The sequence below is a fragment of the Yoonia sp. D2-7 genome (assembly GCF_055809435.1).
This window is the reverse complement of sequence record NZ_CM147912.1, coordinates 3382761-3404204: the sequence shown is the minus strand read 5'-3', so window position 1 is coordinate 3404204 and position 21444 is coordinate 3382761. Positions and strand designations below refer to the sequence as shown.

Below are 21444 nucleotides of genomic sequence, written 5' to 3'. Positions count from 1 at the left end.
TCTCATATTTGCATCAACTGCATAGGCCCCAAATGCCTAAGGTTCAATCAAAGGAAAAACGCGACGGCGAAAAAGACCAGCGGGATTAAGCCTGCGTTCCGGTTTGACCGGAATAGCATCAGCAACCTGTCGTTGTCGTCAGGGTCGAACCGGCCCAATTGCCACATCAGGTGCCAACCCATCGCCCAAGGCCCGCCGAGGGCAACGACAAGCGACAAGAACGACCGATCAATGGTCGCCATGACAACAGCAAGTCCCAGCAAAAGGACTGTCCCGATCAGGAAATACCGTAGCCAAGTGCTGGTGTTGTCGCCAAACAGACGGGCCGTTGATTTAACCCCGATCAGCGCGTCGTCTTCAGTGTCTTGATGGGCATAGATGGTGTCGTAGAACAGCGTCCACGATATCCCAGCGACATATAGGGCGACCGCCGGCCAGCCTAAGCTGCCTGTTGACGCGGCCCATGCCAGCAATGCGCCCCAGTTGAATGCAAGACCCAGAAACACCTGCGGCCACCATGTGAACCGTTTTGCGAATGGATAAATGGCGACAGGTATGATCGACAAGAATCCCAGCCCGATTGCGGTCATCGGGAAGGTCAGCAAGATGGCGAGCGAAACCAGCGCCTGCGCGGCCATCCAGATATAGGCGCCTTTCACAGACACCTGTCCAGATGGAATGGGTCGTGATCGGGTTCTTGCGACCTTTGCATCAAATTGGCGGTCAGTGATGTCGTTCCACGTGCATCCAGCACCGCGCATCAGGAAGGCCCCGATGCCGCATCCTGCGATGATCCAAACGCTAAACGTCGTGAAACTATCTGTCATGAGGCTCGCCAATGCGACGGCCCACAGACAGGGAACATACAACAGCCATGTCCCAATTGGCCGATCAGCACGCGATAAACGCAGATACCCACGTGTTGGCGAAGGCGCGAAATGGTCGACCCAATTGTCAGCGCTGTCCGCAACTGTCCCGAATTGGGCTTCGCCCTCTGGCGTCTTGTCGATCTCGGTCATAAAGTCCGCCTATGGCATCGAAAGTTCGTCTTTATGTAGATCATCCCCTTGGTGAAGGGCAATTGGTTCCGTTGTCGCGGGATCAAGCCCATTATCTATTCGGGGTGATGCGCATGTCGGCAGGCACAGTCCTGTCGTTGATCAACGGGCGTGATGGTGAATGGGACGCAGAAGTCGCCGAGGCAGGAAAACGCGGCGGCGTGCTGGCCTGTCAGGCGCAGACCAAACCGATGCAGTATCCCCCTGACCTTTGGCTCTTGTTCGCGCCGATCCGCAAAGAACGCATGTCGTTCATCGTGGAAAAAGCAACCGAACTCGGGGCGGCAAAGATTATGCCGGTGCAGACTGCCTATACGAATAACGGGGACCGCGTGCGGCTTGAGAAACTGCAAGCGCAGGTGGTCGAGGCGACCGAACAATGCGGCGGTACTTTTGTGCCCGAAATGACCGCGCCTGCGAAGTTGAAACAAGTGCTGGCCGGATGGGATGCGTCGCGCACGCTTTATTTCTGCGACGAAGCGATGATTGGTGAGACGGCAGGTTTTACCGGACCGCCACCGGAAAATGGTGCTGCAATCCTGATTGGGCCAGAGGGTGGGTTTTCCCCCGAAGAACGCGAAATGCTGCGAAATCTGCCATATTCACAGATAATTAGTCTGGGTCCGCGTATATTGCGGGCAGAAACAGCCGCTGTGGCTGCTTTGACGCTTTGGCAGAATGCGATGGGCGATTGGCAATGATCCGTGTAGACGACGGGGATCGGGAAGCCTTGGTCGATTTCATGCTCGCCCACGCGCCAATCCTGATGTTCCCACTGACAAACCTAACCCGCTACGGCATGGGCAGCAGCCATCCGCGCGCGATCAGTGCTTGGGTGGCCAAAGATGGCGACAAGATCACGGATGTGCTGACGATCAGCGCGGAAGGGATCGTATTTCCATGTTGCCCAAACGGCGATTGGGCCAGTGTCGCGTCGGTGATCAAAGGACGGCAAATCAAAGGTTTCATCGGCGAAGGCCAACAGGTCGCGGCGGTGCGCCATGCGACGGGCCTGACCCGCAAGGCAAATCTTGACGCCACCGAGCCGTCGTTTGTTCTGAACATTGCGGATATGGGAATGCCGGATGTTGATGGTTTTTCGCTCCACCCCCTGTCCGCAGCATCACGCGCCTTATTGATCGACTGGCGGGCCCATTATCAAATGGACACGCTAGAGGCTCCAAAAGACGTGGCGCATGATCGCGCGATCAGGGAAATCGACGCCTACCTCGCGGCGGATTCGCACCGCGTTTTGTTCAAAGATGGGGTGCCTGTTTCAATGACAGGCTTCAACGCGCAGCTGCCAGAGATAGTGCAAATCGGCGGCGTTTATACGCCACCAGAATTCAGGTCACGCGGTTTTGCGCGGGTGGCCCTTGCGATGCACCTCATGGAAGCGTCTATTGATGGAGTCACAACAGCTGTGTTGTCGGCGGCGAATGATGCTGCGGCACGCGCTTATGTGGCGATTGGATTTGAACGCACCGGCAGTTTTGCCATCGCGATTTACGAGGATGCACAGGTCGCCCATGGCTGATTTCTTTCGACCCGAAGCGAAAGCCACGATCTGGCGGTTTCGCGATGTTTGGGGTGCCTTGCTGGTGTTGGCACTTGGCGTTTGGTGGTCCATCACTGGCCTCGGGTTTGTGACTTGGCTGGGGTATATCATTGCGGCGATCGGTGTGATGCTGCTGGTCGCGGGCATCCAGCGCGGGCGGTTTCGCCAAGGCAGTGATGGCCCGGGGATTGTGCAGATCACTGAACGTAGGTTGGCCTATTTCGGCCCGCTTGATGGCGGTGTCATGGACATCAACGATATGTCGCGGCTAAGCTTTGACCCCACAGGACATCCCGCCCCTTATTGGGTGTTAACCGGACCAGAAGCCTGCGACATCGCGATTCCGACAACCGCCACAGGGGCCGAAGCCTTGTTTGATGTGTTCTCGGCCTTACCTGATTTGAAGACTGAAAAGCTGTTGGGCGTCCTATCTGATCCACCAGCACAACGTGTTGTGATCTGGCAGAGACCAGTTCATCTCTTGCATTAACCCGAGACTGGGTTCACCAGATAAATCCAGAATATTCCAAGTTGAGAAAGACCAGCAGATGTCCATTCCCCAAACCGGCGGCGGCCTGATCGAAGATCATTCTCAACTGGCAGAAATGCTGTCGAAGGGCTGTAAGCCAAAAGAAGACTGGCGTATCGGCACCGAGCACGAAAAGTTCGGGTATTGCCAAGACAGTCTGATGCCATTGCCATACGAAGGTGATCGGTCGATCAAGGCGGTGCTGAATGGCCTGAAAACCCGTTACAATTGGGCACCTGTCGAAGAAGGTGGCAACATCATCGGCTTGACCAAAGACGGGGCAAATGTGTCGCTCGAACCGGGTGGCCAGTTGGAACTGTCCGGTGCGCCGCTCGAGACGATTCACCAGACCTGTGACGAAGTGAATACCCACCTTGAAGAAGTGAAGTCTGTCGCGGACGAAATTGGCGTGAAGTTCATCGGTTTGGGCGCTGCCCCCGAATGGACGCACGACCAAATGCCGCTGATGCCCAAGGGTCGTTATAAGCTGATGAATGCTTATATGGAAAAGGTCGGCACGCACGGGACACAGATGATGCGCCGGACCTGTACGGTTCAGGTCAACCTCGATTTCGGGTCTGAAGCCGACATGGTGCAAAAGCTGCGCACGTCGCTGGCGTTGCAGCCTGTGGCGACTGCGCTTTTTGCGAATTCACCCTTCTTTGAAGGCACGCCGAACGGTCACAAATCGTGGCGTTCGCGCATCTGGCGTAGCTTGGATGATAGTCGCACGGGCATGCTGCCTTGGGTTTTTGAAGACGGTATGGGGTTTGAACGCTGGGTCGATTGGGTGCTCGATGTGCCGATGTATTTTGTCTACCGCGACGGAAAATATATCGACGCGCTGGGCATGTCGTTCCGCGATTTCCTGAAGGGCGAATTGCCTGCGCTACCCGGTGAAAAGCCATTGTTGTCCGACTGGGCGGATCATCTGACAACCGTTTTCCCTGAAGCGCGGATCAAACAGTTCATTGAAATGCGCGGCGCGGATGGCGGCCCTTGGCGGCGGTTGTGTGCCTTGCCCGCGTTCTGGGTTGGCATGATGTACGACCAGACGGCTTTGGATGCCGCGTGGGACTTGTGCAAAGACTGGACCGCTGAACAACGCGAAGCACTGCGCGTGGCGGCATCCATTGATGGGTTACAGGCCAAGGTCGACGGCATCAACATGCACGATCTGGCGCGCGAAGTGGTGGCAATTTCACATGCTGGCCTGAAAGCACGGGCGAAACCCGGTGCAGGCGGCATGGTCGCGGACGAAACCCATTTCCTGAACGCGCTGCATGAAACCATCGAGACAGGCAAAACGCCTGCGGATGAATTGCTGGATCACTACAATGGCGACTGGAACGGTGATCTGAAAAAGATCTACAGCGATTTTTCCTACTAAGCGCTGGTTTAAAGACAAACGTTGAACATTTGCGATCCTGTCCGGCTTTGCCAGACATATTCATCCGCCACTTTAGGCGGCCATTGGATGCTAAGCTACGCGTTCGGCGCGGCGCAAGGTCAACGTTTGTCTTACGTCACATTTGAACGATTCGCCCTAACACGTGGTTAACGCGAACCGTCGTTCACTTAAGCAAGCGGGTCTGCGCCGAACCGGTTTGGTCCTTCAGTGCCCTTGAGGCAGAAAATGATGATCAAGGCGATGGCGCCGACCGCGGGAATAAAGGCGATCAGGTACCACCAGCCGACCATGTCGCGGTCGTGCAGGCGACGCACGCCAACCGCAATGCTAGGTAAAAGGATCGCAAGCGAACCGATTGCATTCAAAATCCCAAACGTGCCCAACATCGCATCCAACGCAGTTGTGACCAGCCCAAGGACGAAGGCAAACATTGCGAACCACCACAGTTCTGAACGACGGGCGCGACCCGTAAAGTCGGCGTATTTATTGAAGCACGTTTTGACGGAAGTTTGGAAATCCATGAGAAATGGCCTTTGTCGGTGAGAAATGAAATGTTTAATGATGTGTGAAGATTAACGAGACCTACATGCTTGACGCAAGGTCCGGTTTTCCGCACCGTGTGCTACTGCCGCCACCGGTTTCAGTCCTAAGAAAGGGGCACTTTGTCGTTTCTGCTGAATCCCCGCTGGATCATGATCATTCTACTGGCTTTGCCGGTGACTGGGATCACTGCACTACACCCTCAGGCGGGAAGCGCCTTTGTTATGGGAGCGTGGGCTGGTGTGCTTCTCGCCGGACCGCCGATCTTTTTCATCGCTTGGGTGCTGCGCATACAAAGCCTCGCAGACACACTGCGCCCGTTAACGCACCTGCCGATCCTGATCGCGTTGACGATTGCCCTGCTGTATTATGCGGGCGTCGATTTTGGGCCGCTCGGTGTTTTTGGCGGTGTCGGGGCGGCTGCGTGGTGGATCAGGCGGAAGGTGTCATTCGGCCTTCTTTGATCCGATCTTGGTTTCTGTCCCTGCCCGCAGACGACCAATGTTGGCGCTGTGCCGGAGGTAGACCAGCACGGCGAGGACCAGCAGCAATACAATCAATGTGCCGTATCCGAAGAAGATTGCGAAGGCGGGCGCAAACCCGGCGGCCAGCAAAGCGGCCAGCGACGAAAACCGGAACACGGCCGCAACAGCAAGCCAAGTCAGACAGCATGCCAGCCCAATCGGCCATGCCAATGCCCACATCATCCCGAGATGGGTTGCGACACCTTTGCCGCCTTTAAAGCCCAACCAGACAGGAAAACAATGGCCCAGAAATGCCGCCAATGCTGCGATTTGCACTGCGTCTTCGCCTGCAAATGCGCGTGCCAGCAGAACGGCGACAGCCCCTTTGCCTGCATCAAAGATCAGCGTCAGCGCCGCCGCCTTTTTGTTACCGGTCCGCAAGACATTGGTCGCCCCGATGTTGCCGGACCCGATTTCGCGCAGATTGCCAAGGTTCAGTGCCTTCGCGATTATCATGCCGTAAGGCACGGATCCCAGCAGATAACCGATCGCAGCCCAAAGCAGCAGACCGCCCATTCCTGTTGTCAATTCTGGCATGATTATTCCCCCGCCACGCGATTGCCTGCGACCCACGTTCCCAAAACGCGGCCCTGCATACGTGCGCCATCAAACGGCGTATTTTTGGATTTTGACTGTAGCGTTTCGCGGTTCAGCACGAATGGCGCATCTGCGTCGAACAAGACCAGATCGGCAGGCGCACCTTCCGTCATGCGTCCGCTTCCCAAACCCAGCAGACGTGACGGGTTCAGAGAAAGTGCTCTGAACAAGCGTGGCAGGTCGATTTGGTCTTCGTGGTATAGGCGTAGTGCGGCAGGCAGCAACGTTTCTAGCCCAACCGCCCCGCTTGCCGCTTCTTCGTAGGGCAGGCGTTTGCTTTCTTCGTCTTGTGGTGTGTGCATCGAACTGATGATGTCGATCAGGCCATCCGCGACCGCTTGGACCACCGCGACCCGGTCTTCTTCGGACCGCAACGGCGGTTTGATCTTAAAGAACGTCCGGTAGTCCGCGACATCCAATTCGTTCAGCGTTAGATGGTGGATGCCGATGCCCGCGGTCACTTGCAAACCGTTCCGCTTGGCGCGTTCCAGCGCAGGCAGCGCACGCGCCGTGGTGATTTGGTCAGCGTGGTAGCGCGCGCCAGTCATCTCAATCAGGCTGATGTCACGATCGAGCCCCATGCGTTCGGCCATTGGCGACACGCCGGGCAGGCCACGCAGGGACGCAAACTTGCCCGATGTGACGGCCGCGCCATGCGACAGGCCTGGGTCTTGGACATGGGCAATCACAAGGGCATCAAGCGATTTAGCGTAGGTCAAAGCCCGCGAAAAAACCTTTGTATTCGTCACGACGCGGTCGCAATCGGTGAACGCGACGGCACCAGCATCGGTCAGTAGCCCGATTTCCGTCATTTCACGCCCCTCGCGCTCTTTGGTCAGGGCCGCCATTGGCAACACCCGCACCGGCGCATCCAACGCGGCGCGGCGTGCAACGAATTCGAGCGTTTCAGGTGTATCAATCGCGGGCGTCGTGTCTGGGCGCGTCACAATCGTGGTGACGCCACCAGCAGCGGCGGCACGTCCGGCAGACCGGAAACTTTCCTTATGCCGTTCACCCGGTTCAGAGACCTTAACGCCAATATCAACGATCCCAGGCGCCAGACATTTACCACCACAATCCACGACCGTGGGGCCTGTCATATCGGGTTGGGTTTCGTCGAACACGCGGGTGATCGCGCCATCTTCGACCAGTATCGCGCCAGCCTTGTCGGTCAACGCCACTGGGTCGATCAAACGTGCGTTTATGAACAAGAGCTTAGTCATTGCATGTCTTTCTAAAGGGCTGAACCGTTGATGTGAGACGTGTCATAAATCGGTGTCTCCGGCAAGTTTGCGCATCTGGATGAACACTTCGCGGGCATCCGCTATACGTTCGAAACCGATGTCTGTTGAGGTCCGCCCGTTGACCTGTGTTGCGAAGTAGATCGAAGGCGGCGTGCCATTGCGATAGATCAGGTCATCGAGCGGCGGGATTGGATAGCTGGCGGATCGCACACCAATCGGTTTGGTGATCAGCATACGTTGATTGGTCAGGCGATAGCGTGTGTTGTAACGGGTCAGACTGTCCATCACCGGACCTGCGAAAACGATCACCACACCTACGACGATGCCAGGCGCAAGGATCGCCCAATAGCTGCCGGTATTGGCGCGATCAATCACCGTCGCGAGACCAAGACATGCCAGCACCAATGCAACCGCAAAAATGCCTGTGGCCATTGTCGCCATGCCAAACCGCAGTTTGGTGTCAGGGCGACCTTCCCACAGGATTTCCTCGTCGGGCTGAAGGGCTGGAAAGTCGGACATTAACCGCCGATCCAAATCATCAGCCAAACCAACAGCCCCATGACGATCAAGGCGGCGGTTGCCACCATGCCACCAATACGGGCGTCTGATTTGGGTTTCTTCGCGGGGGCATCCGGTGGCGTGATCGTGCCTTGTGAACTATCGGATGTAAGCGGTGTCATCGGCGGTGGCGCTGCACCTTCTTCGGTAAATGTCGCGACCAACTTTGCTGCACCATCTGTGCGCAGCACTGCGCCCGCTTCCCCGAATGCGCCAGAGCGGATGATGGCAAAGTCACCTTTGAGACCATTCAGCTGGTCCATTTCTGGCGTCATATCGGCCTGAGATATCCCGTAACCAAGCATCAGGAATTGCGCCAAACCAATTTCGTTTAGGGTTTCCGCTGATACGATCTGAACGTCATCAGGTGCCGTGATCGGTGCATTCAGTGCATCAGCAAGGGCGTCATACGTGTCGCCCAACTGTCCTGACAAAATTGGATCAAGCTGAAACACGCGAACACGACCGTGTTCATGAGGTAGGATCACATTTGTCACGCCATGACACCTTCGATTGCAGCTCCACGTCGCGCCCGTAGGTTTCGCGCGAGCAAATCCATCGCGGCCATGCGTACAGCTACACCCATTTCGACCTGTGTCTGGATAACAGACCGGTTGATGTCGTCGGCGATCGTCCCGTCGATTTCAACACCGCGGTTCATCGGGCCGGGGTGCATGACAATGGCGTCAGGTTTGGCGTGCGCCAGTTTGGCCGCATCCAGCCCGTAACGGTGGTAATATTCACGTTCTGACGGGATGAACCCGCCATCCATCCGTTCCTTTTGAAGTCGTAGCATCATGACGACATCGACGTCTTTCAGGCCTTCCTCCATGTTGTGGAAGACCTCGCAGCCGAACTCTGCAACGCCTGATGGCATCAATGTCGGCGGGGCGATCAGGCGGATACGATTTTCCATTTTACCAAGCAGCATGATGTTGGACCGTGCGACACGCGAATGGGCGATATCCCCGCAAATGGCGACGGAAAGCCTGTGCAAACGGCCTTTTGCGCGTCGAATTGTCAGCGCATCCAGCAGAGCCTGCGTCGGGTGTTCATGTTTGCCGTCGCCCGCGTTCAGAACCGCGCCGTTGACCTTCTGGGCCAGCAGATCGACCGCGCCAGAATGTGGATGACGTACTACCAAAAGATCGGGGTGCATCGCATTCAGGGTCAACGCCGTATCAATCAGCGTTTCCCCCTTTTTCAGCGATGACGCCTGCATCGCCATGTTCATCACGTCAGCGCCTAGCCGTTTGCCCGCCAGTTCGAAACTCGCCTGCGTGCGGGTCGAGTTTTCAAAGAACATGTTGATTTGCGTCATGCCGGCCAATGTACTGCGATGCCGCGCAGAATTGGGGTTATCGGCATATTGATCCGCCAGATCGAGCAGGGCTGTGATTTCTGTGGGGTGGAGCGGCTCTATCCCCAAAAGATGCTGGGCGCGAAACGACATGGGGCGGTTCCTTATGCGTGGTTTGCGCCGTTATATGAAGCAGGCTGCGATCACGCAACGGGGTGCGCGCAATCAGCGCTACCGTAGGTCCGATTTGAAGGATATGAATGGGGTCATGGATTCTGTGGATACATATTGGGACGACCGCGCGCTGCTGGAATGGCAGGTCGAACTGGGCGCTGATGAAGCGATCAGTGAAGCGCCCGTGAACCGCTATGATCTGGAACCAGCCAAACCTAAAACGCCGCCGAACCCGAATGCGGGTGGCAAACCGCCGATTCCCGTGGCGGTGAAGGAACTGGATACAGTCGCACTCGCGCAATCTGCGGCGGCCGGTGCCGGTGATATCGGCGGGCTTCGCGCCGCGCTTGATGGATTTGAACATTGCCATCTGAAAAAAGGTGCCCGCAAAATGGTGTTCGCGGCTGGCCAGCCTGCGGCGCGCGTGATGATCGTAGGCGACGCACCGTCCCGCGAAGAAGATGTGGCGGGCATGCCATTTGCGGGTGTCCAAGGTGATTTGCTGGCCAAGATGATGGATGCAATTTCGTTGCGTGCAGATGCAGAAGACGCGGCCCAGTCCGTTTATCTGACAACCGCGATGCCGTGGCGGGTGCCGGGCGATGCACTGCCCAATGCCAAAGACCTCGCAATGATGCGTCCGTTTCTGGAACGCCACATCGCGCTGGCAAACCCTGATGTGGTGATTTTGATGGGCAATACGCCTTGCCAGATGTTGTTGGGGCGCGGCGGGATCAGGGGCCTGCGTGGTAAATGGACCGATGTCGTTGGACGTCCTGCGATGCCGATGGCGCATCCTGTGTCGCTGCTGAAGAACCCGCTTGCGAAACGCGACGCTTGGGCTGATTTGTTGTCGGTGCAAGCTAAACTCAGGGATCTCGCCACATGACCGACCGCGCCTTTTTGCCAACACGTATCGCTGTGCTGACGGTTAGTGACACGCGGACGCTGGACGATGATAAATCGGGCAACACGCTTGTGGCACGATTGGAGGACGCGGGGCATCTGCTTGCGGATCGCATGATCCTGCCGGATGAACGTGATCAGATCGCGGATCAACTGCGTAAATGGTGTGCGGATGATGCGGTAGATGTCGTCATCTCGACGGGTGGGACAGGCCTGACAGGCCGTGACGTGACCGTCGAAGCGCACCGCGATGTCTATGAAAAAGAGATCGACGCATTCGGGACCGTTTTCACCATCGTTTCCATGCAAAAGATCGGAACATCCGCGATCCAAAGCCGTGCGACGGGTGGTGTTGCGAACGGAACGTACCTGTTTGCACTGCCCGGCAGTCCGGGAGCGTGCAAAGACGCGTGGGATGAAATTCTTGTGAAGCAGCTCGACTATCGGCACATGCCCTGCAATTTTGTAGAAATAATGCCACGTTTAGACGAACATCAGCGACGGAAATGATTTCACGCGTCGTTTGATACAGTGAATGATCCGTCTGCGGGGCGCGGGCGTATTGATTTCAGGAGTATACAAACATGCGATTTTTACGTCGAAGCCTTGTTGGCATCTTCCTGTTGTCTGTCACTTTGGCGTTGATGGCGTGGGCCGGGAACATGGTGCGTGGGGCTGTCACGGAACGGATGGCACAGGAACCGCGTAGTTTTCCGCAACGCGAACGGGTCTTTGCAGTCAATGTGGTGACGTTAGAACCGCAGACAATCGCGCCCATTATGACTGTCTTCGGTGAACTGCAAAGCCAGCGTAGTCTTGATCTGCGCAGCCCTGTTGGGGGGACCGTGCTGGAAGCAGACGTAAACCTGACCGAAGGCGCGCTGGTGAAGGCAGGGCAGGTTATTGCCCAGATCGACCCGTTTGAAGCCCAGTCTGCCTTGGACCGTGTGCGGGCGGATTTGCAGGACGCGCAGGCCGAATTACGCGATGCAGAACGCGGGCTTGCACTGAACGAAGACGAACTTGTCGCGGCGCAATCACAGGCGACATTGCGTGCGGCAGCCCTGACGCGTGCGCGTGATTTGCAGACACGTGGTGTCGGTACGGCAGCCGCAGTCGAAACCGCAGAGCTTGCGGCATCAGCATCAGACGCGGCGGTTCTGTCACGCAGGCAATCAGTTGCGCAGGCCGAGGCACGATTGGATCAAGCGACGACCAGACTTGCGCGCGCTCAAATTACCCTTAGCGAAGCAGAACGTACCCTCGCCAATACACGCGTCACTGCTGATTTCGACGGTGCTCTGTCCGACGTTGGCGTTATTCCCGGCGGTCGGATTACGGCAAATGAACGGATTGCCCAACTGATCGACCCTGATGCGCTTGAGGTGTCGTTCAGGGTGTCGACGTCACAATATGCCCGTTTGTTGGATGGGGCAGGTGATCTGCTAAACGCGCCGATTTCCGTAGGTCTTGATGTGTCAGGTGTTGATCTGATCGCGACAGGTCAGATCACCCGTGAAAGTGCCGCTGTTGGCGAAGGCCAGACAGGGCGACTTTTGTTTGCGCGTCTTGAAGGATCTGGTGGGTTCCGACCCGGTGATTTCGTGACGGTCCGGATCGAAGAACCCGTGTTGAACCGCGTCGCACAGGTGCCCGCGACTGCCGTGGCCGCTGATGGCACGGTTCTGGTCGTCGGCGAAGAAGACCGTTTGTCGTCAGAGCAGGTCGAACTTTTGCGCAGGCAGGGTGACGACGTGATTATCACCGTGCGCGGTCTTGCAGGTGAAACGATTGTTGCGGAACGGTCGCCTTTGTTGGGCGCGGGGATCAAGGTGGACCCGATCCGCCCCGGTCAAGCGGATGAAGCTCCAGCAGAGCCTGAAATGGTCACGCTTGATCCTGAACGCAAAGCAAAGATCGTCGCTTTTGTCGAAGCATCCCGCATGCCCGACGACGCAAAGGCCCGCATTCTGTCCCAGCTAGACGCCGACGAAATTCCGGTCGCAACAGTGAACCGGATCGAAGGCCGGATGGGGGGCTAGATCATGGCAACGGGTGGCGCGATCTTGACGAAGGGGGCAGGCGGCATCCTGTCATATTTTACACGGCATCGGACGGCGGCGAACTTGCTGCTGGTGTTGATGCTGTCTGCGGGTTTGTTCGCATTCCCCAATATGCGGGCGCAGTTCTTTCCCGATGTTGTCGTCGACGATCTGTCGGTCAATGTCGCGTGGTCGGGCGCTGGTGCAGAGGACGTCGACGCGGCCATCGTGCAGGTTTTGGAACCTGTGTTGTTGGCGGTTGAAGGCGTGTCATCATCGGCAGCCACATCGCAAGAAGGCCGCGCAAGTATCCGGTTAGAGTTTGAACCCGGCTATGACATTGATCGTGCCGCCGAAGATGTGCAGCTCGCTGTCGATAGTACAAATAACCTGCCCACAGATGCGGAAGACCCAGAGATCAGGCGCGGCGGGTGGCGTGATCGTGTGACCAACGTCATGCTCACGGGTCCGGTTGGCGTCGAACAATTGGGCCGTTTTGCCGATGAAATGGTTGTGCGCCTGTTTGCGGAAGGGGTCACAAAGGTCAATATTCGCGGCGTTGCGGCGCCTTCGACAATCGTCGAAGTGCCGTCACTGTCGCTAATCGAATATGACATCGGGTTGTCTGACATCGCAGACCGGATCGGCGAAGAAGCCGCCGCTGATCCTGCGGGTGATGTGTCCAATGCGGCCCGTGTGCGTACGGGTGTTGCAAAACGATCTGCCGATGAAATTGAAGCCATTGTTCTGCGAGCTAATCCTGATGGGTCTAGTCTGACGATCGGCGACGTGGCCAATGTGCGCGTTGAAGGTGTGGACCGTGAACGCGCCTATTACGTGGGCGGCAACCCAGCGATCCAGATCGAAGTCCAGCGTACCGCGCAAGGCGACGCGATTGGTATCCAAGACACTGTTCAAGAAGTCGCGGACGAACTGAAAGCGTCACTGCCACAAGGTGTCGAGATTGATCTCGTGTCCGCGCGGGCAGAGGTGATTCAGGCGCGTCTGGATATCCTGCTGGAAAACGGCCTGATGGGGTTGGCGTTGGTCGTCGGATTGTTATTCTTGTTCCTGAATGCGCGCACAGCGTTTTGGGTCGCGGCGGGTATTCCGGTCGCGATGCTCGCGGCGATTGCGCTGATGTATGTCTCGGGTCTGACCATCAATATGATCTCGCTTTTTGCGCTGATCATCACGCTTGGGATCGTGGTCGATGATGCCATCGTTGTCGGTGAACACGCAGATTTCAGGGCGCGTAACCTGCGCGAACACCCTGTTGAAGCAGCCGAGAATGCAGCGCGGCGCATGTTCAGCCCTGTATTTTCTTCGACGATCACAACCATTATCGCGTTCTTTGGTCTGGTTGTGATCGGTGGACGGTTCGGCGACTTGATCGCGGACATTCCGTTTACCGTAATCGTTGTTTTAGCGGCATCTTTGGTCGAATGTTTTCTCATTCTGCCGAACCACTTGTCGCATGCGATTGCCACGACATCGAAAGAACATTGGTATGACATGCCGTCGCGGATCGTGAACCGCGGGTTCGATGCGGTGAAAGAAAACCTGTTCCGGCCATTCATGGCGGGCGTCATCTGGGCGCGGTACCCTGTTTTTGCGGGCGGGTTGGTGCTGCTGGCGTCGCAGGTGGCTTTGGTCATCACGGGCGACGTGCAATGGCGGTTCTTTTCCGCGCCTGAACAGGGTCAGGTGACAGGTAATTTTGCCATGCTACCGGGGGCTACGCGCGACGATACCTTCGAGATGATGCAGGAAATGCAACGCGCGACCGAAGCGCTGGGCGCGAAATATGAAGATGAACATGGGATCAATCCGCTTGTTTATGTCTTCGCGCAAATCGGTGGCAATTCTGGCCGCGCCCTGTCTGGGGCTGACAGTAAAAGTGCGGATCAACTGGGCGCGATTACGATTGAATTGATAGACGCGGATAGCCGTCCTTACACGAGCGGAACATTCGTATCGGACCTGCAAGACAGCGTCCGCCAACATCCTATGGCCGAAACAGTCAGCTTCCGGTCTTGGGGCAGTGGTCCGGGTGGCGATAGCCTTGATATCCAGATGTTCGGGGCAGATGCCGAAACGCTGAAAGCAGCGGCCGAAGCGTTGAAAACCGAACTGCTCCAATTCCCAGAGATTTCCGGTCTTGAAGACACGCTGGCCTATGACAAAGAAGAACTGATCCTTGATCTGACACCGCAAGGGCAAGCATTGGGGCTGAACATTGACGGGCTTGGCCGTGTTCTGCGTGAAAAACTGGGTGGTATCGAAGCGGCGTCCTATCCTGATGGCACCCGCTCTGCGACGATCCGTGTGGAACTTCCGGCAGGTGAATTGTCCGCTGATTTTCTGGATCGAACGCAAATCCGAACACCGAGCGGCGTTTATGTGCCTTTGGCTGACGTTGTGACTGTCGAAAGCCGGACAGGGTTTTCCACGGTGCGGCGTGAAAACGGGATATTGCTGATTTCTGTGCTGGGTGACTTGGATGATGAAGACGCCGATCGTGCCGCCCAAGTGCAGCTTTCGATTAACGAAGATATCTTGCCGGGAATCGAGACGCGGTTTGGTGTCGACACGGCGTTGTCGGGGCAAAGCGAACAGGAACGCGCTTTTGTCGAAGACGCGCGCAACGGGCTGATCTTGGTTCTGGTGGGTATCTATCTGGTGCTTGCTTGGATATTCTCTAGCTGGTCGCGCCCGATTGTCGTGATGTCGGTGATCCCATTTGCATTGATCGGGACAATCTACGGACATAACGCATGGGGCATCCCGATGAGCTTGTTCACGGTTGTCGGCATGCTGGGCATGGTTGGGATCATTATCAACGACAGTATCGTGCTGGTCACGACGATTGATGAATACGCTGCCGATCGCGGTATCTTTCCTGCGATTATCGACGGGACAGCGGACAGATTACGTCCTGTGCTGCTGACAACACTGACGACGGTTCTTGGGCTGGCACCACTGCTTTACGAAGGATCGAACCAAGCCGAGTTTCTGAAGCCAACCGTCGTGACCTTGGTCTTCGGGCTTGGGTTTGGGATGGTGTTGGTTATGTTTATCATTCCTGCGCTGATGGCTATTCAGGCTGATGTCGGCAAACAAATACGGGCCGCGAAACGTGCGCTGCGTGTCCGCAAATTCGGGGCAACATGGCCTGCGATGTTGGGTGCATGCGTGGCGGTTGGATTGTTTGCTGTCACGTTGGGGCCCGTGATCGTGACGGGTGCTGCGTTGCCACAAGCCGTCGCGATCCTGCCTGCGTTGTCGGGCGGGTTCGGGGCTGCGTTCGGGATATTCGCAGGCGGTTTGGCCGTCGCGCTGATGGGAATCTACATGATCGCTGGCATCGGGTTGGCGTTGCGGTGGCGTAAGGCCTAACCTTTGGGGCAGCCACGCACGTCAACGGCGTAATCACTGCCAAGGACTGTGATCCGGATCGCTGAACGATCAAGCGCAAAGCTGCTGGATGACGCGTGGATCATATCCACGGTCGCCTGCAAAGTATCGCCATTGCGCGTTATGTCTGCCTGCGACACCCAAATTTCCGGATTGCCTGCTTCGACAATAACGGCCTCTGTTTGGCCTGCGGGGGGCATCGTTAACGTGGCAGTCACCATCAAGCCGCGTTCCCCCGGGGACACATCACAGGTTGCGGTTTGCACACCAGCATCGCGCGCGGAAACCGGCTGGTTCAGCAACGACGCGGTGATGGCGCCATCGCGGCGTCCATCAGCGGGAAGTAGGGCATCGAATGGCAATGAAACGGGTACGCAAATGTCTTCGCACACGCCAATGGTGATTTCGCCAGACATGTGAATGGGCGCATTCGGGTCCACTTGCGTCAATTCGATCGGCAGAACCAGCGTATCGTGATACCCGATTGACTGCATGGCACCTTGTTCAAAGACCTGTGGGACGGGCCAATGAAATTGGGCGGCAGTGATGTTCTGCGATCCTGTCCATGAAAACTGCGGCGGGATGCCTGCGTCACCGGGTGCACGCCAATAGGTTTTCCAGCCGGGCCGCAATGTCACGCGGACACCAGCCATGTGTGTCCCTGACGGCGTTTGCCATCCAGGGATGACGTCGATTCGGGCAAGATCGTCAAAAGGGCCCGCCATCGCGGGTGAGGCCAGCGTCGCAGCCATCAAACAAGTCGTCTTAAGAATCGCGGTTAGTGTTTTCATAACCTCTACATAGTCAGGAACGGCTGTAATTGAACTCACGTCTTGGCGAGCAAAATTTTGTGTGACTTGTACTACCGGCATAAGCTTGCAAGAATTGGAATATGACTATGCAGCCAACAAATCTTACCGGTAAGCTTTTAATCGCCATGCCCATCATGGGTGATGATCGTTTTGCGAAAAGCGTCGTCTACATTTGCGCCCATTCCGAAGACGGCGCGATGGGTATCATCGTGAATAAACCATCCACCGAAGTTCGGTTTGCGAACCTTCTGGAGCAGCTTGAGATCGAAATGGCTCCGACGGCACGAAAGATACGGATCCATCTTGGTGGGCCTGTCGAACAGTCGCGCGGGTTTGTTTTGCATTCCACCGATTACGCGTCCGAAGGCGGGACCATCGAAGTTGACGACAATATCTCGATGACCGCTACCATGGACGTTATCGAAGAAATTGCGCGGGGCGCGGGCCCGACAAGCGCGATGATGGCGCTTGGTTACGCGGGATGGGGACCCGGCCAGCTGGAAGGTGAAATCGGACAGAATGGGTGGCTGACCTGCGACGCGGATGATGACATCGTGTTCGGTCGCGCCAATGATCACAAATGGACCGCCGCCCTAAAAGGTATGGGCGTCGATCCGTTGATGTTGTCTGAAACGGCTGGGCGGGCCTAGTTTTTCTTCTTTGCCAGTGCCTTCAGCAGTACGAACGCGCCAAGCACCAGCGTAAACGCATCAATCGCACCCGGTCCGGACATGCCCGGCGCACCACCTTGCGGCAAGAACGGTTTGGCTTGTTGAATGGTCGCTTGCGTGTTGGTCGGGGCTGCGGTGCCGATGATACCTGTCTCGGAATGCTTTGCCGTCTTTGACCAGTTCTTCAGGGCGGATGAAATGCCTTTCAACGCGCGTGTTTCGGCGTTGTCGCCGCCATAGAACTGCTTGGATAATTCGTCCAGTTCCGCGATGACCTTGTCCAGAGCATTGGAAATCTGTTTGACGTTGTTCTGCCCGCTTTGCAGCCGCTGGTTGGCCTGATGGTCTTTGGGACCACCCGGATTGTGCCGATGAACCATATGGTTGAAGTGGCTTTGCGATTTCATGTCGCGCAGCACAAGCTTGATGGCTTGTTCCCAACCTTCGATCTTGCTGGCCAGCTGGGTATGCGCCAGTTTTCTTGGATCAGGCGCGCCGGGCAGAATTTTGATCGTTTCAGCTCGAATCGTCATAGCCAATTGTTCGAGGCGGATCACTTTTGCTTGGTGCGACATGTAACAAGTCCTTGGTTTAACCGGATTCGGTGGACCGTATCATGCTGATAATGACAGTAAAGCGACAATCAGGGATTGTTACTCCTGCGTTATGATCGCCTCGAGGATGGCAATTGCGCTGTCGCTATTCCAGTGCGCGTCGCCTTGAAGTCGCGCAATTTCGCGGCCTTCGGGATCAAGGATAAGGGTCACTGGCAGGCCTAATACTCCCATGTCGCGGGCCAATGTCGATCTGGGATCTGCGTGCAGTGGCAAGTTGTCGACTTCAATTTCGTCAAAGAACCGTTCCATCGCGGGGCGTGGATTGCGGCCGGTCGCAATAGTCACAACAGAAAATTCGTCGCTGCCAAGCTGGTCTTGCAGGTCTGAAAGTTGCGGCATTTCGGCCCGGCAGGGGGCACACCATGTGGCCCAAAAGTTGACCACCGCGAATTGGCCTTCGTACGCGCCAAAGGTCATTTCGCTTCCGTCTTCACCGACAAATGTTTCATCAGAGGCTGGTTTCGGCTCGGAATGGAAGTTCAGCTTGCGCATATCGCCCTCGCGCAGCGCCTCAAATGTGCTGACATCCGCCATGGCGGTATTTGCAAGCAGCCCAAGGGCCGTATAAAGCAAAGCAGATTTCAAATTCAGCACGGGGCTTCCTTTCTCATGACCAAATCCGCGAACACAATGTGGGGTGGCCGTTTTGCCGCTGGACCGGACGCCATTATGGAAGCGATCAACGCATCCATCGGGTTCGATCAACGTCTAGCTGCCCAAGACATTGCTGGTTCACGTGCCCATGCCGCCATGTTGGCCGCCACAGGCATCATTACGGATAACGACGCCGAAGCGATCCGTGAAGGCCTGCTCACGGTGTTGTCAGAGATTGAAACCGGAGAATTTCCGTTTTCCACCGCGCTCGAAGATATTCACATGAATGTCGAAGCGCGGCTGAAGGATTTGATCGGCGAACCGGCTGGTCGTTTGCACACGGGTCGGTCGCGGAACGATCAGGTTGCTGTCGATTTCCGTCTATGGGTCCGTGACCAATGTGACGCGGCTGATGCAGCACTTGAGACGTTGATGAAGTCGTTGTTGGGCCAAGCCGAAGCTGGTGCCGACTGGGTCATGCCCGGATTCACGCACCTGCAGGTCGCGCAGCCTGTCACGTGGGGCCACCACATGCTGGCCTATGTCGAAATGTTCGCCCGTGACCGGTCCCGTTTTGCCGATGCACGCAAGCGGATGAACACATCGCCTTTGGGTGCTGCTGCGTTGGCCGGAACGTCCTTCCCGATTGATCGTGACATGACGGCGCAGGCGCTTGGGTTTGATCGGCCTATGTCTAATTCGCTGGATGCCACATCTGATCGTGACTTTGCGTTGGAATTCCTTGCTGCGTCTTCAATCACTGCGATGCACTTGTCCCGCTTGGCCGAAGAACTGGTGATCTGGTCCTCTGCCCAATTCCGTTTTGTGAAGATGTCCGACAAATGGTCCACCGGATCGTCGATCATGCCGCAAAAGCGTAATCCAGATGCGGCTGAACTGATCCGCGCCAAGATCGGCCGTATCTTTGGGGCAAATGTTGCGCTGATGACCGTGATGAAAGGTCTGCCGCTGACCTATTCAAAGGACATGCAAGAAGACAAAGAGCAAGTGTTCGACGCCGCTGACAATTTGTTCCTCGCGCTGGCCGCAATGGCAGGTATGGTTGCCGATATGGAAGCCAACGTACCGTCACTAGAAGCCGCCGCTGCGACTGGTTTCTCCACCGCGACGGATTTGGCCGATTGGCTGGTCCGCGAATTGGGCCTGCCGTTCCGCGATGCGCACCACGTGACAGGATCGCTTGTTGCGATGGCAGAGGCGAAATCTTGCGACCTGCCAGAATTGTCCCTAGCCGACATGCAGTCGGTCCACCAAGATATCACACAATCGGTGTTTGACGTGCTGGGTGTGAAAAACTCTGTCGCGTCGCGCACCAGCTTTGGCGGCACAGCCCCTGCTAACGTACGGGCGCAGGCCGCACGGTGGAAGGACGAATTGGGATGAAAATTGTTGTGCTGATGGTTGTTGCTGTGGGTCTTGCGGGATGCGGGGCCAACGGCGCACCGTTGCGCCCGTCTGGCAGCACAAGTCTTTCGGTCGGGTCCGGCGGCGTGTCTGTCGGCAATAGCCTAGGCCTGTCGAACGGGACATTTTCGCTTGGGGTGAGCCAAAGCTCTTCTTTGAACTAGGTCATGATCCGCGTCGTCGCCATGTGCCTGTTGCTAGCAGGATGTGACGGTGCGGCCCTTGTTTTTGACGCCGATAGCGACAGTTTACGTCCTGAACAGTCGCGCGATCCATTCGGCGGCGATGACCTAAGGCTGGAGTTGTGACAATGCGGATGATTTGGCTGGCACTGGCGATCTGGGGTGCAATCCACCCGATGTATTATTTTATCCAGTGGTTTCAGACCAACGGCTGGGACATCATGGTGATGGTTGATGCATGGCACGCGAACGCGGCCAGTTCGGGTCTTGTTTGGGATCTGACCATTGCGGCGGTAACGCTGACAATCTGGATTGTCGTTGAAGTTGTGCAAACCCGTGCGTGGATTCGGCTTGTGGCGATCCCTGCAACATTCTGTATCGGTGTCAGCTGCGGTTTGCCGCTTTACCTTTATTTCCGGTCCGCACCCAAAACTTAACTGTAGCCTAGCGCCTTGATGGCATTGCCGTGGTCGCGGGTCACCGTCTTGATTTGATCGGCCGTCAGGATATCGCGCCAAGCCCCTGCAATTCCTTTGCGGAAAAAGCGTGGCTGGTGTTCCGTGTTTTCGGTGAATCCGTCCGCTTTTTCCTGACGTTTCAATTCTTCAAAACGTGAGTTATTGATCGCACGTGCTAACTTCGCCTTATCCACGGCCACACCAATATGGCGCAGGACGAGGCCGAATGTTTCGACTGGTGCATCATGCATGTCTTCGTAACGAATGACGCGCACGTTGTGGGTCTTGGCACCCGCCCAGCTTTGCACGTGAGACGACCAATCGGATGTGAACTGTAGTGCCGTGCCTTGGGACCCGCCGACCACGGCGTTATGTTCGCGCATCCGCTCTATCGCATCGTCGATGCTTAATCCGTAGTGGCTGGCGAATGAAATCGCCACATCGCCAGGGTGGCGCGCAACGTAGATGGCACCGCGCGTGTACGGGGCAGGGATCAAAGGCGTGCCGTTAATGGTACTGTTGTAATTGTGGGTTTTGACAAGCGCCACCTTCGGTCCGGTGATCGCAGTTCTCAGCAGGAACCTATTGCGCAAAGCGACCGTCTTGGCCGCATCAGCCAGATCGTAATCGCCGCCGTTGGCGCGTTCATAGTGGCGGGCGTCCGCGTCTGCATAGCCAAGCTTGCCGACCGAATTGATCGGCAAGGGATCTTCGCCGCCAAGCAAATAGTTGGCGAGAAAAACGCGAAGCCATGTGTTGCCAGATTTCGGATATGACGCAATCCAAAATAGGGACTGACGGGGCGGCTGTTCCATCGTGGAAACCTT

At 56.6% G+C, this 21444-nt stretch carries 25 protein-coding genes; 14 read left to right on the top strand and 11 right to left on the bottom strand.

Annotated elements, in window-relative coordinates; genetic code table 11:
• Positions 1–47: 47 nt before the first annotated feature.
• Positions 48–1019 (bottom strand): 4-hydroxybenzoate octaprenyltransferase, encoded by a 972-nt coding sequence (ubiA, locus tag AC0L7R_RS16875; protein WP_473658013.1) that lies wholly within the window; start codon positions 1017–1019, stop codon positions 48–50.
• Positions 1020–1030: 11 nt separating this feature from the next.
• Here ubiA and AC0L7R_RS16870 point away from each other — a divergent pair, with 11 nt between their 5' ends.
• From AC0L7R_RS16870 to AC0L7R_RS16855, 4 genes are read left to right on the top strand one after another with little or no spacing between them, the layout of a single operon-like run.
• The gene (locus tag AC0L7R_RS16870) at positions 1031–1759 is read left to right on the top strand and encodes a 16S rRNA (uracil(1498)-N(3))-methyltransferase (RefSeq protein WP_473658012.1); all 729 of its coding nucleotides are present in this window, start codon (positions 1031–1033) and stop codon (positions 1757–1759) included.
• Complete coding sequence (locus tag AC0L7R_RS16865) at positions 1756–2595, top strand: GNAT family N-acetyltransferase (protein ID WP_473658011.1); 840 nt, start codon at positions 1756–1758, stop codon at positions 2593–2595. Before AC0L7R_RS16870 ends, AC0L7R_RS16865 begins: the two co-directional genes overlap by 4 nt.
• Complete coding sequence (locus AC0L7R_RS16860; protein ID WP_473658009.1) at positions 2588–3106, top strand: hypothetical protein; 519 nt, start codon at positions 2588–2590, stop codon at positions 3104–3106. The genes AC0L7R_RS16865 and AC0L7R_RS16860 overlap by 8 nt, the downstream gene beginning before the upstream one ends.
• Positions 3107–3164: 58 nt before the next feature.
• Entirely contained in the window at positions 3165–4535 is a 1371-nt protein-coding gene (locus AC0L7R_RS16855; RefSeq protein ID WP_473658007.1) for a glutamate--cysteine ligase, read from the top strand.
• Between the two features lie 188 nt (positions 4536–4723).
• On the opposite strand, the gene AC0L7R_RS16850 is transcribed toward AC0L7R_RS16855, so the two are convergent.
• Positions 4724–5077 carry a DUF805 domain-containing protein gene (locus AC0L7R_RS16850; protein WP_473658006.1) on the bottom strand — a complete coding sequence of 118 codons (354 nt, stop codon included), beginning with the start codon at positions 5075–5077 and terminating at the stop codon, positions 4724–4726.
• Positions 5078–5218: 141 nt separating this feature from the next.
• Here AC0L7R_RS16850 and AC0L7R_RS16845 point away from each other — a divergent pair, with 141 nt between their 5' ends.
• A complete protein-coding gene (locus tag AC0L7R_RS16845) occupies positions 5219–5560 on the top strand; it encodes a hypothetical protein (protein ID WP_473658005.1) in 342 nt (113 codons plus the stop codon).
• Here the strand turns inward: AC0L7R_RS16845 and plsY are convergent.
• From plsY to AC0L7R_RS16820, 5 genes are read right to left on the bottom strand one after another with little or no spacing between them, the layout of a single operon-like run.
• Complete coding sequence (plsY, locus tag AC0L7R_RS16840; protein WP_473658003.1) at positions 5543–6157, bottom strand: glycerol-3-phosphate 1-O-acyltransferase PlsY; 615 nt, start codon at positions 6155–6157, stop codon at positions 5543–5545. The genes AC0L7R_RS16845 and plsY overlap by 18 nt on opposite strands.
• A 2-nt stretch (positions 6158–6159) precedes the next feature.
• Positions 6160–7440, bottom strand: coding sequence for a dihydroorotase (gene pyrC / locus AC0L7R_RS16835; protein ID WP_473658002.1), 1281 nt, complete (start codon positions 7438–7440; stop codon positions 6160–6162).
• Positions 7441–7482: 42 nt separating this feature from the next.
• Positions 7483–7980, bottom strand: a complete 498-nt coding sequence (locus AC0L7R_RS16830) for a hypothetical protein (RefSeq protein WP_473658001.1) — start codon at positions 7978–7980, stop codon at positions 7483–7485.
• Complete coding sequence (locus AC0L7R_RS16825; protein ID WP_473657999.1) at positions 7980–8516, bottom strand: hypothetical protein; 537 nt, start codon at positions 8514–8516, stop codon at positions 7980–7982. The genes AC0L7R_RS16830 and AC0L7R_RS16825 overlap by 1 nt, the downstream gene beginning before the upstream one ends.
• Positions 8513–9472 carry an aspartate carbamoyltransferase catalytic subunit gene (locus tag AC0L7R_RS16820; RefSeq protein WP_247128541.1) on the bottom strand — a complete coding sequence of 320 codons (960 nt, stop codon included), beginning with the start codon at positions 9470–9472 and terminating at the stop codon, positions 8513–8515. The genes AC0L7R_RS16825 and AC0L7R_RS16820 overlap by 4 nt, the downstream gene beginning before the upstream one ends.
• Before the next feature lie 13 nt (positions 9473–9485).
• On the opposite strand from AC0L7R_RS16820, the gene AC0L7R_RS16815 reads away from it, so the two are divergent.
• The 4 genes from AC0L7R_RS16815 (at position 9486) to AC0L7R_RS16800 (ending at position 15840) form a co-directional block, all read left to right on the top strand.
• Positions 9486–10382 (top strand): uracil-DNA glycosylase family protein, encoded by an 897-nt coding sequence (locus AC0L7R_RS16815; protein WP_473657998.1) that lies wholly within the window; start codon positions 9486–9488, stop codon positions 10380–10382.
• Positions 10379–10909: a molybdenum cofactor biosynthesis protein B gene (gene moaB, locus AC0L7R_RS16810; protein ID WP_473657997.1), complete on the top strand. Its 531-nt coding sequence runs from the start codon at positions 10379–10381 to the stop codon at positions 10907–10909. Before AC0L7R_RS16815 ends, moaB begins: the two co-directional genes overlap by 4 nt.
• A gap of 74 nt (positions 10910–10983) precedes the next feature.
• Positions 10984–12441: an efflux RND transporter periplasmic adaptor subunit gene (locus AC0L7R_RS16805; protein ID WP_348394130.1), complete on the top strand. Its 1458-nt coding sequence runs from the start codon at positions 10984–10986 to the stop codon at positions 12439–12441.
• 3 nt (positions 12442–12444) lie between these two features.
• Positions 12445–15840 (top strand): efflux RND transporter permease subunit, encoded by a 3396-nt coding sequence (locus AC0L7R_RS16800; RefSeq protein ID WP_473657995.1) that lies wholly within the window; start codon positions 12445–12447, stop codon positions 15838–15840.
• Here the strand turns inward: AC0L7R_RS16800 and AC0L7R_RS16795 are convergent.
• On the bottom strand, positions 15837–16649 hold the full coding sequence (locus tag AC0L7R_RS16795; protein ID WP_473657994.1) for a protein-disulfide reductase DsbD domain-containing protein: 813 nt from the start codon (positions 16647–16649) through the stop codon (positions 15837–15839). The two genes, AC0L7R_RS16800 and AC0L7R_RS16795, sit on opposite strands and share 4 nt — an antisense overlap.
• Before the next feature lie 101 nt (positions 16650–16750).
• Here AC0L7R_RS16795 and AC0L7R_RS16790 point away from each other — a divergent pair, with 101 nt between their 5' ends.
• Positions 16751–17320, top strand: coding sequence for a YqgE/AlgH family protein (locus AC0L7R_RS16790; RefSeq protein ID WP_348107415.1), 570 nt, complete (start codon positions 16751–16753; stop codon positions 17318–17320).
• Here AC0L7R_RS16790 and AC0L7R_RS16785 read toward each other — a convergent pair.
• Together AC0L7R_RS16785 and AC0L7R_RS16780 are read right to left on the bottom strand one after the other, a co-directional pair.
• Complete coding sequence (locus tag AC0L7R_RS16785) at positions 17317–17916, bottom strand: hypothetical protein (protein ID WP_473657993.1); 600 nt, start codon at positions 17914–17916, stop codon at positions 17317–17319. The two genes, AC0L7R_RS16790 and AC0L7R_RS16785, sit on opposite strands and share 4 nt — an antisense overlap.
• Positions 17917–17994: 78 nt before the next feature.
• Positions 17995–18552, bottom strand: a complete 558-nt coding sequence (locus AC0L7R_RS16780) for a redoxin domain-containing protein (RefSeq protein ID WP_473657992.1) — start codon at positions 18550–18552, stop codon at positions 17995–17997.
• Between the two features lie 15 nt (positions 18553–18567).
• Here AC0L7R_RS16780 and argH point away from each other — a divergent pair, with 15 nt between their 5' ends.
• The 4 genes from argH to AC0L7R_RS16760 are packed head-to-tail and all read left to right on the top strand — an operon-like array spanning position 18568 to position 20596.
• Positions 18568–19956, top strand: a complete 1389-nt coding sequence (gene argH, locus AC0L7R_RS16775; RefSeq protein ID WP_473657991.1) for an argininosuccinate lyase — start codon at positions 18568–18570, stop codon at positions 19954–19956.
• The gene (locus AC0L7R_RS16770; RefSeq protein WP_473657990.1) at positions 19953–20141 is read left to right on the top strand and encodes a hypothetical protein; all 189 of its coding nucleotides are present in this window, start codon (positions 19953–19955) and stop codon (positions 20139–20141) included. The genes argH and AC0L7R_RS16770 overlap by 4 nt, the downstream gene beginning before the upstream one ends.
• Positions 20142–20144: 3 nt before the next feature.
• Entirely contained in the window at positions 20145–20285 is a 141-nt protein-coding gene (locus AC0L7R_RS16765; protein WP_473657989.1) for a hypothetical protein, read from the top strand.
• A 2-nt stretch (positions 20286–20287) separates the two neighbouring features.
• Complete coding sequence (locus tag AC0L7R_RS16760) at positions 20288–20596, top strand: DUF2834 domain-containing protein (RefSeq protein WP_473657988.1); 309 nt, start codon at positions 20288–20290, stop codon at positions 20594–20596.
• Here AC0L7R_RS16760 and AC0L7R_RS16755 read toward each other — a convergent pair.
• Entirely contained in the window at positions 20593–21432 is an 840-nt protein-coding gene (locus AC0L7R_RS16755; RefSeq protein ID WP_473657987.1) for a sulfotransferase domain-containing protein, read from the bottom strand. The genes AC0L7R_RS16760 and AC0L7R_RS16755 overlap by 4 nt on opposite strands.
• Between the last annotated feature and the right edge of the window lie 12 nt (positions 21433–21444).

Excerpts from the sequence above, each read along its gene's own strand:
- ubiA (WP_473658013.1), bottom strand. The coding sequence starts at position 1,019 with ATGACCGAGATCGACAAGACGCCAGAGGGCGAAGCCCAATTCGGGACA.
- AC0L7R_RS16870 (WP_473658012.1), top strand. The coding sequence starts at position 1,031 with ATGGCATCGAAAGTTCGTCTTTATGTAGATCATCCCCTTGGTGAAGGG.
- AC0L7R_RS16865 (WP_473658011.1), top strand. The coding sequence starts at position 1,756 with ATGATCCGTGTAGACGACGGGGATCGGGAAGCCTTGGTCGATTTCATG.
- AC0L7R_RS16860 (WP_473658009.1), top strand. The coding sequence starts at position 2,588 with ATGGCTGATTTCTTTCGACCCGAAGCGAAAGCCACGATCTGGCGGTTT.
- AC0L7R_RS16855 (WP_473658007.1), top strand. The coding sequence starts at position 3,165 with ATGTCCATTCCCCAAACCGGCGGCGGCCTGATCGAAGATCATTCTCAA.
- AC0L7R_RS16850 (WP_473658006.1), bottom strand. The coding sequence starts at position 5,077 with ATGGATTTCCAAACTTCCGTCAAAACGTGCTTCAATAAATACGCCGAC.
- plsY (WP_473658003.1), bottom strand. The coding sequence starts at position 6,157 with ATGCCAGAATTGACAACAGGAATGGGCGGTCTGCTGCTTTGGGCTGCG.
- pyrC (WP_473658002.1), bottom strand. The coding sequence starts at position 7,440 with ATGACTAAGCTCTTGTTCATAAACGCACGTTTGATCGACCCAGTGGCG.
- AC0L7R_RS16830 (WP_473658001.1), bottom strand. The coding sequence starts at position 7,980 with ATGTCCGACTTTCCAGCCCTTCAGCCCGACGAGGAAATCCTGTGGGAA.
- AC0L7R_RS16820 (WP_247128541.1), bottom strand. The coding sequence starts at position 9,472 with ATGTCGTTTCGCGCCCAGCATCTTTTGGGGATAGAGCCGCTCCACCCC.
- AC0L7R_RS16815 (WP_473657998.1), top strand. The coding sequence starts at position 9,486 with ATGCGTGGTTTGCGCCGTTATATGAAGCAGGCTGCGATCACGCAACGG.
- moaB (WP_473657997.1), top strand. The coding sequence starts at position 10,379 with ATGACCGACCGCGCCTTTTTGCCAACACGTATCGCTGTGCTGACGGTT.
- AC0L7R_RS16805 (WP_348394130.1), top strand. The coding sequence starts at position 10,984 with ATGCGATTTTTACGTCGAAGCCTTGTTGGCATCTTCCTGTTGTCTGTC.
- AC0L7R_RS16800 (WP_473657995.1), top strand. The coding sequence starts at position 12,445 with ATGGCAACGGGTGGCGCGATCTTGACGAAGGGGGCAGGCGGCATCCTG.
- AC0L7R_RS16795 (WP_473657994.1), bottom strand. The coding sequence starts at position 16,649 with ATGAAAACACTAACCGCGATTCTTAAGACGACTTGTTTGATGGCTGCG.
- AC0L7R_RS16790 (WP_348107415.1), top strand. The coding sequence starts at position 16,751 with ATGACTATGCAGCCAACAAATCTTACCGGTAAGCTTTTAATCGCCATG.
- AC0L7R_RS16785 (WP_473657993.1), bottom strand. The coding sequence starts at position 17,916 with ATGTCGCACCAAGCAAAAGTGATCCGCCTCGAACAATTGGCTATGACG.
- argH (WP_473657991.1), top strand. The coding sequence starts at position 18,568 with ATGACCAAATCCGCGAACACAATGTGGGGTGGCCGTTTTGCCGCTGGA.
- AC0L7R_RS16770 (WP_473657990.1), top strand. The coding sequence starts at position 19,953 with ATGAAAATTGTTGTGCTGATGGTTGTTGCTGTGGGTCTTGCGGGATGC.
- AC0L7R_RS16765 (WP_473657989.1), top strand. The coding sequence starts at position 20,145 with ATGATCCGCGTCGTCGCCATGTGCCTGTTGCTAGCAGGATGTGACGGT.
- AC0L7R_RS16760 (WP_473657988.1), top strand. The coding sequence starts at position 20,288 with ATGCGGATGATTTGGCTGGCACTGGCGATCTGGGGTGCAATCCACCCG.
- AC0L7R_RS16755 (WP_473657987.1), bottom strand. The coding sequence starts at position 21,432 with ATGGAACAGCCGCCCCGTCAGTCCCTATTTTGGATTGCGTCATATCCG.